Below are 10,675 nucleotides of genomic sequence, written 5' to 3' on the forward strand. Positions count from 1 at the left end.
GCGTTGCGGTCCTGCTCGACCTGGCTGTCGAAGGCCGCGGCGTCGGCGCGCGCGGCATCGACGGTGCTCTGCGCCTGCGCCAGCGCCAGGCCCGACTGCGCGCCGAGCGCGTGGCTGCGCTGCACCAGCTCGAAGGACTTGCGCTGGCTCTCGAGCGTGCCGCGCGCCAGCTGCAGGCGCTGCTCGTCGGCGGCCAGTTGCAGCCACGCCGTGGCGACCGAGGCCACGAGGCTGATCTGCGTGCTGCGCTGGGTTTCCTCGGTCTGGAAGTAGCCCTGCAGCGCCGATTCGCCGAGGTTGCGCACGCGCCCGAACAGGTCGAGCTCGTAGGCCGTCATGCCGAGGTTGGCGCTGTACTGCGAGGCGATGCGCGATTCGCCGCTGGTCGACAGGCTGCCCGGCGTGCGCGAGCGCGTGCCGGCCGCGCCGGCGTTGACGGTGGGGAACAGGTCGGCCCGCGCGATGCCGTACTGGGCGCGCGCACGCTCGATGTTGAGCGCCGCCACGCGCAGGTCGCGGTTGTTGGCGAGCGCGAGTTCGATCACGCCCTGCAGCTGCTTGTCGACGAAGAAGTCGCGCCAGCCGATGTCCAGGGGTGTGGTCGTCGTGACGCCAGCCGAGGGCAGGGCCGATGGGACTGGCGAGGCGGGCGTTTCGTACGCGGGCGCGAGGTTGACGCAGCCCGCGAGCACGGCCGAGGCCAGGGCGGCGCAGGCCAGTGCGCGCAGGGGAAGGCGGGGCAGGGTGGTGCGCTTCATCACTGGGCTCCCTGTTCCGCGGGCAAGGCATCCGGCGGCGTGTCGGCCGGCTTGCGGCGGCCTTCCAGCCAGCCGCGGATCATCGCGAAGAACAGCGGCACGAAGAAGATGCCCAGCGCCGTGCCGACCACCATGCCGCCCAGCACCGCGGTGCCGATCGACTGGCGGCCGCCCGCACCCGCACCCGTGCCGATGGCCAGCGGCAGCACGCCGAAGCCGAAGGCCAGCGAGGTCATGAGGATGGGGCGCAGCCGCAGCCGCACGGCCTCCAGCGTTGCCTCGATCACGCCCTTGCCCTGCTCCTGCAGCTGCTTGGCGAACTCCACGATCAGGATCGCGTTCTTCGACGACAGCCCCACCGTGGTCAGCAGGCCGACCTGGAAGTACACGTCGTTGCTCAGGCCGCGCAGGCTGGTGAACAGCAGCGCGCCCACGATGCCCAGCGGCACCACCAGGATCACCGAGAACGGCACCGACCAGCTCTCGTACAGCGCCGCAAGGCACAGGAACACGAACAGGATCGAGATGGCGTACAGCACCGGCGCCTGCGCGCCCGACAGGCGCTCCTGGAACGAGGCGCCGGTCCATTCGTAGCCGATGCCGGCGGGCATCTGCTTCATCACTTCGTCGACGGCAGCCATCGCATCGCCCGAACTCACGCCGGGCGCGGCATCGCCGACGAACTCGTAGCTCGGGCTGCCGTTGTAGCGCTGCAGCTGCGGCGAGCCATACGTCCAGCGCGAACCGGAGAACGCCGGGAACGGCACCATCTGGCCCAGGCTGTTGCGCACGCTCCAGCGGTCGATGTCGGTGGGCAGCATGCGAAAGGCCGTGTCGCCCTGCATGTACACGCGCTTGACGCGACCGTTGTCCAGGAAGTCGTTGATGTAGGTGCCGCCCATCGCGCTCGACAGGGTGCTGTCGATGTCGGACGTGGCCAGGCTGGCCGCGCCGGCGCGCGCGTCGTCGATGTCCACCGCGAACTGCGGCGTGTCGTCCAGGTTGTTGCTGCGCACGTTCGCCACCTCGGGGCGCTTGGAGAGCAGGTCGATGAGCTGGTCGCGCGCCTTCACCAGTGCGTCGTGGCCCAGCCCGTTGATGTCCTTCAGGTGGAAGTTGAAGCCCGCGTTGGCACCGAGCCCGCGCACCGCTGGCGGCAGCAGCACGAAGATGCGCGCGTCGCGGATGGTCGAGAGCTCCTTGTTGGCGCGCCGTGCGAGTTCGGCGGCCGACTGGCCGGCGCCTTCGCGCTCGGCCCAGTCTTTCAGCTTCACGAAGGCTCGCGCCGAACTCTGGTCGCCGTTCTGCCCGGTGATCACGTTCACGCTCACCACCTCGGGCTGCTTGGTGAAGTAGTCCTGCATCTGCGTGACCACCGGCTGCAGCCGCGCGTCGGACGCGCCCGGCGGCAGCGTCACCTGCACCTGCAGGAAGGCCTGGTCTTCGTCGGGCAGGAAGGAGGTGGGCAGGCGCATGAACAGCAGCGCCATCACGGCCGCGATCAGCAGGTACACCACGAGGCTGCGCTTGCCGCGCCGCACGATGCCGCCGACGATGCCCTGGTAGCGGTCGGCGCCCTGGTCGAAGCGGCGGTTGAAGCCCGCGAAGAAGCGGTCGACCGCGCCCAGCACGCCCTTGCGCGGGGCTGCGTGGCCGCCCTTGGCCACGGGCTTGAGCAGCGTGGCGCACAGCGCCGGCGTGAGTGTGAGCGCCACGAACACCGACAGCGCCATGGCCGAGACGATGGTGATCGAGAACTGGCGGTAGATCACGCCGGTCGAGCCGCCGAAGAAGGCCATGGGGATGAACACGGCCGACAGCACCAGCGCGATGCCCACCAGCGCGGGCGTGATCTCGGCCATCGACTTGCGCGTGGCCTCCTTGGGCGACAGCCCTTCTTCGTGCATCACGCGCTCGACGTTCTCCACCACCACGATGGCGTCGTCCACCAGCAGGCCGATGGCCAGCACCATGCCGAACATGGTGAGCGTGTTGATCGAGTAGCCCGCCACGGAGAGCACGCCGAAGGTACCCAGCAGCACCACCGGCACGGCAATGGCAGGGATCAGCGTGGCGCGGAAGTTCTGCAAAAAGATGTACATCACCAGCACGACCAGCACCATGGCCTCGGCCAGCGCCTTCACCACCTCGTCGATCGACGCGCTCACGAAGGGCGTGGTGTCGTAGCTCACGAAGGTCTGCATCTGGTTGGGAAAGAGCGGCTGCAGCTCGGCCACCTTGGCCTTCACGGCCTCGGCCACCTGCACCGCGTTGGCGCCGTCGGCCAGCACGATGCCCATGCCGGCGCCCGGGCGACCGCCGAGCACCGAGCGCACCGTGAGGTTCTCGGCGCCCAGTTCCACGCGGGCCACGTCGCGCAGGCGCACCACGGCGCCGTCGGGCGTGGCGCGCAGCACCACGTTCTCGAACTCCTCGACCGTCTTCAGCTTGCTGCGCGCCGTGATGGTGGCGTTGAGCTGCTGCTGCGCACCAGCCGGCAGCGCGCCGAGCTGGCCGGCCGACACCTGCGCGTTCTGCGCGGTGATGGCGCTGCCCACGTCGGAGGGCATGAGCGCGTACTTGCGCAGCTTGTCGGGGTCCAGCCACAGGCGCATGGCGTAGCCGGTGCCCAGCGTCTGCACCTCGCCCACGCCGTCGACGCGGCTGATGACGTCGACCAGGTTGCTGCTGATGTAGTCGCCCACGTCCACCGCCGAGGCGCTGCCGTCGCCGGAGAACATCGAGACGATCAGCAGGAAGTCGTTGCCGCCCTTGGTGACGGTGACGCCGCGGCTTTGCACCTGCTGCGGCAGGCGCGACATGGCCTGCTGCAGCTTGTTCTGCACCTGCATCTGGGCCACGTCGATGTTGGTGCCCGCGTTGAAGGTGAGCGACAGGCGCGCCACGCCCGACGAGTTGCTGGTCGACTGCATGTACAGCAGGTTGTCCAGCCCCTTCATCTGCTGCTCGATGACCTGGGTGACGGAGTCTTCGACCGTCTTGGCCGAGGCGCCGGTGTAGGTGGCGTTGATGGACACGCGCGGCGGCGCGATGTCGGGGTACTGCTCCAGCGGCAGCGTGCGGATGGCCATCAGGCCGGCGAGCATGACGACGATGGAAAGCACCCACGCGAAGATGGGGCGGTCGATGAAGAACTGGGCCATGGGTCGGCCTCAGCGCGCGAGGGTGGTGGAAGCAGCGTCGGGCGTGGCGCTCGCAACTGCGGCACCCGCCGGCCTTGCGCCGAGGTCGACCGTGCGCACCTTGTCGCCGACCTTCACGCGCTGCGAGCCTTCCATGAGCACGCGGTCGCCCGCGGCCAGGCCGTCGATCACCTGCCAGCGCGTGCCGATGGCACGGCCGATGCGGATGGGGCGCTTCTGGACCTTGTCTTCTGCGTCGATCACCAGCGTGGAGGCGCTGCCGTCGGGCGCGCGCGTGACGGCCTGCTGCGGCACCAGCAGCGCGGCGTCATTCACGCCTTCCTGCAGCACGGCGCGCACGTACATGCCGGGCATCAGCAGCTTGTCGGGGTTGGGCACCACGGCGCGCAGCGTGACGCTGCCGGTGCCGGCATCGACCGTCACGCCGCTGAAGGTGAGGCGCCCGGCGTGCGGGTAGGGGCTGCCGTCTTCCAGCAGCAGCTGGATGCGCGCCTCGGCCTCGCTGGCGCGCTGCAGCCGGCCGCTGGCCAGCTCGCGCTTCAGGCGCAGCAGCTCGCTGCTCGATTGCGTGACGTGCACGTGGATCGGGTCGAGCTGCTGCACGGTGGTCATGGCCGCCGCCTGGTTGGCTGTGACCAGCGCGCCCGGCGTGACGGTGGACAGCTCGGCCCAGCCGGTGATCGGCGAGGTGATGCGCGTGTAGCCCAGCTGGATGCGCGCGGTCTGCTCGGCGGCGCGGGCCACGGCGAGGTCGGCTTCGGCCTGCTGCTCGGCGGCCTGGGTCTCGTCGAACACCTGGCGGCTGATGGCATCGATCTTCACCAGCTCGGCATTGCGCTTGGCCACGGTGCGCGCCGTGGCCAGGGCCGACTCGGCCTTGCGCACGCTGGCCTGCGCGCTGGCATGGGCGGCCTGCAGCGAGGCCGGGTCGAGCTGGTAGAGCACCTGGCCGGCCTTGACCTGCGAGCCTTCGGTGAAGAGCCGCTCCTTGAGGATGCCGCCGACCTGCGGGCGGATCTCGGCGATCACCGGGGCCGCGGTGCGCCCGGGCAGCTCGGTGCTCAGGGCCAGCACCTCGGACTTGAGCGTGACGATGCCGACTTCCTTCGCCGGGGCGTTGGCGGCCTTGGCCGCGCCGGGGGCCTCCACATTGGTGCGCGAGCACCCCGCGAGGGCGGCGGCGATGCACAGGGCCGTGAGGAGCGGGGCGGAGCGGGAGGCAAAGTGGACGGGCATGGACAGGCAGAAGTAACGAAAGCCAAAGATGGAGCGGGCTCGCGCCGTCGAGTTCAATGCCGCGGCGCGGGGGCGGCGAACTTTACAGAGCGGAAACCGTGCCATGTCCCGAGGGGACTGGCGGGTGGCGTCGAGTGTGCGGCCCCACAGTTAAGCGGGTGTGAAGCGGGGCATTGCCCGCATGAAAAACCCGCCTGAAGCGCTCTCTATGGCTTCTTCTTCGCCTGCGCGACCAGGAAATCGACCAGCAGCTGCAGCGGGCCGACCTCGTTGTCGGTGCGGTAGAGGATGCCCAGCGGCGCGATGGGCGCGTTCATGCGCAGCGGCAGCTCGGCCACGGCCGAGCGGTCGAGCTGGTCGAGCACGGTGCGCGGCACCGGCACCACCACGTCGGGCTGCGAGAGCAGGGCGCGCACCAGCTGCGGCGTGAGCACCTGGATGGCATGCGGGCGCGGCACGATCCGCTCGGCGGCCCAGGCGGCTTCCATCACCTGGCGCACCGCGAAGTGCGCGGGCGGCAGCACCCAGCGCGACTCGGCGAGGTCGCGCAGCCGCAGGCGCTTGCGCTGCACGGCCGGATGGCCGATGCCGGCGATGACCACCACCTCGTCGCTGCGCAGCGGCACGAAGCGGTGGGCATCGGGCACGCGCGCCGGCTGGCGCAGCAGCACGGCGTCGAAGGCGCCTGCGCGCAGGCCGATCGTGAGCCGCTCGATGTTGCCTTCCTCGATGAACAGGCGCAGCTTGGGGTGCTTCGCATGCAGCAGGTTCAGCGCGGGCTGCAGCACGCTGGCGATGGCCGCCTCGATGGCGCCGATACGCAGCGCGCGCGTCTCCTGCGCGGCCAGCGCCGCGAGGCCGTCGCTGGCCACCTGCATGGCGTCGATCACCATGCGCGCGTGCAGCGCCAGCAGGCGCCCGGCCTCGGTGATGCGCATGCCGCGCGCGTGGCGCTCGAACAGCGGCGTGTCGAGCAGGCCCTCGACCTCCTGCAGCATCTGCGTGGCCGCCGGCTGGCTGATGTGGATCGCCTCGGCCGCGCGGCGCAGGTGCGAGTGCGCGGCCAGCGCGTCGATGAGCTTCAGGTGGCGCAGGCGCAGGCGCGCGAGCAGCCGCTCGTGCAGCACGGAAGAGGGTGTGGGCGTGTCGGTGGCCATCGATAGGCAATCATTATCAGTTGATGCAAAAGCGATTGGACGCCAATCGGTGGCCTTCCTACGCTCACGGGGTCGGGCGGCAGACAAGGGCGCATCGGCTGCCGGCCCGACGGGGCCGCGCGGACGAAGGGCTCCCGCCCGGCGGGTCCTTCCCTTTCTTGCTTTTCTCACAACACATCACCATGTCCCACCGATTCCGTCCGGCCACGCGCCTGTGCCTGCCCATCGTCCTTGCCGTCTCGTCCCTGTGCGCTTCGGCGCAGGAGGCGCCTGCGGCTGCTGCCACATCGCCCGCACCGGCCGCCGCCGTGCCGCTGTACCCGCTGATCGCCGAGCGCTCCAAGGCCATCGAGCAGAAGGTGATCGACTGGCGCCGCGACATCCACCAGCACCCCGAGCTGGGCAACCAGGAAAAGCGCACCGCCGCGCTGGTCGCGGCCCACCTGAAGGCGCTGGGCTACGAGGTGCGCGAGGGCGTGGCCGTGACCGGCGTGGTCGCCACGCTGCGCGGCGGCAAGCCCGGCCCGGTGGTGGCGCTGCGCGCCGACATGGACGCGCTGCCCGTGAAGGAACAGGTCGACGTGCCCTTCGCCTCCAAGGCGCGGGCCCAGTGGGGCTTCGCCACGGTCGACGTGATGCACGCCTGCGGCCATGACGGCCACGTGGCGATCCTCATGGGCGTGGCCGAGGTGCTCGCCTCGATGAAGGCGCAGCTGCCCGGCACCGTGAAGCTGATCTTCCAGCCGGCCGAAGAAAAACTGCCCAACGCCGAGATCGGCGGCGCGCGCCGCATGCTGGCCGAAGGTGCCTTCGACGCGCCCAAGCCCGACGCGGTGTTCGGCCTGCACCTGGTCTCGGCGCTGAACACCGGGCAGATCGGCTACAAGAGCGGCCCCATCACCGCGAGCTCGGACACCTTCAAGGTCAGCGTGAAGGGCCGCCAGACGCACGGCTCGCAGCCCTGGAGCGGGGTCGACCCGATCGTGCTGGGCTCGCAGATCGTGCTGGGCTTCCAGACCATCGCGAGCCGCCAGGTCAACGTGACCAAGGAGCCCTCGGTGCTCAGCGTGGGCACCTTCAACGCGGGCACGCGCTACAACATCATTCCCGACAGCGTGGAGATGAGCGGCACGCTGCGCACCTACGACGACGAGATGCGCCAGTTCATCATCAAGCGCATGGGCGAGACCGCCTCGCACATCGCGCAAAGCGGCGGCGGCACGGCCGAGGTCCGCGTCGAGGCCGACGGCTACGCCCCGACCGTGAACGACCCGGCCCTGACCGCGAAGATGGTGCCCAGCCTGCAGCGCGTGCCCGGCGCCACGCCGATCGTGATCCCCAAGGGCACGGGCGGCGAAGACTTCTCGTTCTTCGCGCAGAAGGCGCCCGGCCTGTTCGTGATGATCGGCGCCACGCCGCCCGGCCGCGACGCGAACAAGGCCGAGCCCAACCACTCGCCGCGCTTCTTCGTCGACGAGGCCAGCCTGCTGGTGGGCGTGCGCACGTTGACGCAGCTGACGGTGGATTACATGGCGGGCGCGCAGCGCTGACCTGAGCGAATCGGCTGCTCCAGCGCATCCGACAGCGGAAACAGGTGCTGCGCGATGAAGTCCACGAACACACGGATCCTGGGCGACAGCTGCCGGCTCGACGGCCACAGCACGTGGAAGATCATGTGTTCGCGGTTGTGGTCGTCCAGCACCGTGACCAGGCGGCCCTGTTCCAATTGCGGGCGCACGGCGATCTCCGGCACGCAGGCAATGCCCAGCCCCTGCTCGGCAAAGCAGACTTGCGGATCGAGCGTGTTGGTCACCATGCTGGCCGGCAGGTCGACAGGGGGCGAGCCGGCCGCAAGGCCCAGCGGCCACACGTCCAGCTTGCCGGTGCTGGGAAAGCGGTAGAGCAGGCAGGCATGGCTTGCCAGGTCTTGCGGTTCGCGCGGCACGCCGGCCCGGCGAAAGTAGGCCGGCGCACCGACGATCACCTTGCGGCACGAGCCGATGCGGCGCGCCATCAACCGTGAATCGCTGGGCTCGCCGGTGCGGATGACCGCGTCGAAGCCTTCCTCGATGACGTCAACCAGCCGGTCGGCGTAGTCGATGTCCAGTTCGATGTCGGGGTAGAGCCGCTTGAACGCCGCCAGCTTGGGCATGAACAGCGTGCCCACCGACGGCAGGCTGATGCGCAGCTTGCCGCGGGGTGCGCTCTGTGTCTGCAGCAGTTCCGCTTCGGCCGATTCCACTTCGCAGAGGATGCGCCGGCAGCGCTCCAGGAACAGCGCGCCTTCCGGCGTCAGGTGGACGGTGCGCGTGGAGCGATGGAACAGCCGCACGCCCAGCCGTTCTTCGAGCCGCACGATGGCCTTGCTGACGGCCGAGGCCGAGATGCCCAACTGCTGCCCCGTGGCCGTGAAGCTGCGCGTTTCGCCGGCGCGAACGAAGACGTTCAGCGAACCCAGGTTTTCCATGGAGCGACTTTGATTGATGACTGGAGAGTCATATGTATTTGAAACTTTAGCCCATTTTTCATTGATGCATTCCCGCCCACACTGCGGTGAACGCCAACGCGGGCCACCCGGCCAACGCGGGCACAGACGATGGAAACCAACTGAATGACCACCACAACCGCCACCGTGGGCGAGCGCACTGAACGACTGCCCGTGGCCGCCTTGCTGGCCCTGTCGATGACCGGCTTCCTGGCACTGCTGACGGAAACGATGCCGGCCGGCATGCTCTTGCGCATCAGCCAGGACCTGGGCGTGTCGGAAGCGCTCGCGGGCCAGTTCGTGACCCTCTATGCCATCGGCTCGCTGGTTGCGGCCATTCCGCTGACGGCGGCCACGCTGGGCTGGCGGCGCCGGCCGTTGCTGATCGCGGCGCTGGTCGCCGTGCTGGCCTTCAACACGCTCACGGCGCTGACGTCGAGCTATGCAGTCGCGCTGGTTGCGCGCTTCATGGCCGGCATGGCGGGCGGCCTGATCTGGGGAATGCTGGCGGGCTATGCGCGGCGCATGGTGCCCGAGCACCTCAAGGGGCGCGCGCTGGCGGTGGCCGGGCTGGGGGCACCGCTGGCGTTGTCGCTGGGCGTCCCGCTGGGGACGTTGATGGGCGCCACGCTGGGCTGGCGCACCGCGTTCGGTGGCATGTCGCTGCTCACGCTGGCGGTGATGGCCTGGGTCTTCCTGCAGGTGCCCGACTATCCGGGGCAGGCGGCCGAAAAGCGCGCGCCGGTGCGCCGGATCTTCGTCACGCCCGGCGTGCGACCGGTGCTGGCCGTGCTTGCGCTGTGGGTGCTGGCGCACAGCATTCTCTACACCTACGTGATGCCGTTCCTGGCGCCGGCCGGCCTGTCCGATCGGGTCGATGCGGTGCTGCTGGTCTTCGGCGTGGCATCGCTGGCCGGCATCTGGATCAGCGGGCTGCTCATCGACCGCATGCTGCGCTCGCTGGTGCTGCTCGCCCTCGCGGGCTTTGCGCTGGCGTCGCTGGCCCTGGGCGTCGCCGGCACGCAGCCGGTGGTGGTCTATGTCGCGGTGGCCGCGTGGGGGCTGACCTTCGGCGGCTCCGGGGCCTTGCTGCAGACCGCGTCGGCCGAAGCAGCCGGCCCCGGCGCGGACGTGGCGCAATCCATCCTCGTCACGGTGTGGAACATCGCCATTGCGGGCGGCGGCATCGTCGGTGGCGTGTTGCTGGAGACATCGGGCGTCGGCGCTTTTCCATGGGCACTGCTGGTGCTGCTGCTTCCTGGCCTTCTGATTGCCTGGACATCGCGTGCGCACGGGTTTCCCGCGAAGCCGCACCGGTCGTCCCACTGATTCCGAAGAGCGCGCGGCATTTCGCGCGCACGGGTGGGGCCCGCGAGAAAGGCGGGGGGCTCGCTCAGAGCCAGTTGCCGCCCTGCGGCATCTGGATCTGCTCGGCCGGGTCGCCGCCCGTCACGAACGAGCCGATGACGATGCTCAGCAGCGAAACGAAGATGCTCGCGAACAGCGCGGTCCAGAAGCCCGACACCTTGAAGCCCTTCACCAGCGCCGCCACCAGCAGGATCATCAGCGCGTTGATGACCAGCAGGAACAGGCCGAAGGTCAGCAGCGTCAGCGGCAGTGTCAGGAAGATCAGCAGCGGCTTGACGATGGCGTTGGCCAGGCCGAGCAGCAGCGCCGACACGATCAGCGCCGAGGTGCTGTCGAACTTGAGTCCCTTGAAGAGATGGCTGGCGACCCACAGCGAGATGCCGGTGATGGCCCAGTGGACGAGGAAAGGGGTGATGTTGTTCAGCATGGCGTGCGGTGTGTGTCGGCAGCCCGCATGGTAAACGGGGCGTCGCGGCGGACCGCTGCGCGGGGCGGGCGGATTTTCTG

Annotated in this window: 8 protein-coding genes; 2 read left to right on the forward strand and 6 right to left on the reverse strand. The window is 69.6% G+C overall.

The features are described 5' to 3' along the window. The 4 genes from VBO01S_RS29060 to VBO01S_RS29075 all read right to left on the reverse strand — a co-directional run. A partial coding sequence (locus VBO01S_RS29060; protein ID WP_169805102.1) for a TolC family protein occupies positions 1-758 on the reverse strand: 758 nt, incomplete at its 3' end. After that, positions 758-3,922: an efflux RND transporter permease subunit gene (locus tag VBO01S_RS29065; RefSeq protein ID WP_062482035.1), complete on the reverse strand. Its 3,165-nt coding sequence runs from the start codon at positions 3,920-3,922 to the stop codon at positions 758-760. The genes VBO01S_RS29060 and VBO01S_RS29065, both read right to left, overlap by 1 nt. 9 nt (positions 3,923-3,931) lie before the next feature. Then, on the reverse strand, positions 3,932-5,158 hold the full coding sequence (locus VBO01S_RS29070; RefSeq protein ID WP_062482038.1) for an efflux RND transporter periplasmic adaptor subunit: 1,227 nt from the start codon (positions 5,156-5,158) through the stop codon (positions 3,932-3,934). Between the two features lie 206 nt (positions 5,159-5,364). Next, positions 5,365-6,315, reverse strand: coding sequence for a LysR substrate-binding domain-containing protein (locus tag VBO01S_RS29075; protein ID WP_062482039.1), 951 nt, complete (start codon positions 6,313-6,315; stop codon positions 5,365-5,367). 182 nt (positions 6,316-6,497) lie between these two features. Here VBO01S_RS29075 and VBO01S_RS29080 point away from each other — a divergent pair, with 182 nt between their 5' ends. Then, positions 6,498-7,865: an amidohydrolase gene (locus tag VBO01S_RS29080; RefSeq protein WP_062482040.1), complete on the forward strand. Its 1,368-nt coding sequence runs from the start codon at positions 6,498-6,500 to the stop codon at positions 7,863-7,865. Here VBO01S_RS29080 and VBO01S_RS29085 read toward each other — a convergent pair. Beyond that, positions 7,841-8,782 (reverse strand): LysR family transcriptional regulator, encoded by a 942-nt coding sequence (locus VBO01S_RS29085; protein WP_062482041.1) that lies wholly within the window; start codon positions 8,780-8,782, stop codon positions 7,841-7,843. The genes VBO01S_RS29080 and VBO01S_RS29085 overlap by 25 nt on opposite strands. Before the next feature lie 144 nt (positions 8,783-8,926). Between VBO01S_RS29085 and VBO01S_RS29090 the strand changes: the two genes are divergently transcribed. Continuing rightward, complete coding sequence (locus VBO01S_RS29090) at positions 8,927-10,129, forward strand: MFS transporter (RefSeq protein ID WP_062482042.1); 1,203 nt, start codon at positions 8,927-8,929, stop codon at positions 10,127-10,129. A 64-nt stretch (positions 10,130-10,193) separates the two neighbouring features. Here VBO01S_RS29090 and VBO01S_RS29095 read toward each other — a convergent pair whose 3' ends face one another. Then, a complete protein-coding gene (locus VBO01S_RS29095; RefSeq protein ID WP_062482043.1) occupies positions 10,194-10,595 on the reverse strand; it encodes a phage holin family protein in 402 nt (133 codons plus the stop codon). Positions 10,596-10,675 lie beyond the last annotated feature (80 nt).

The organism is Variovorax boronicumulans NBRC 103145 (assembly GCF_001591345.1).
Taxonomy (GTDB): domain Bacteria; phylum Pseudomonadota; class Gammaproteobacteria; order Burkholderiales; family Burkholderiaceae_C; genus Variovorax; species Variovorax boronicumulans.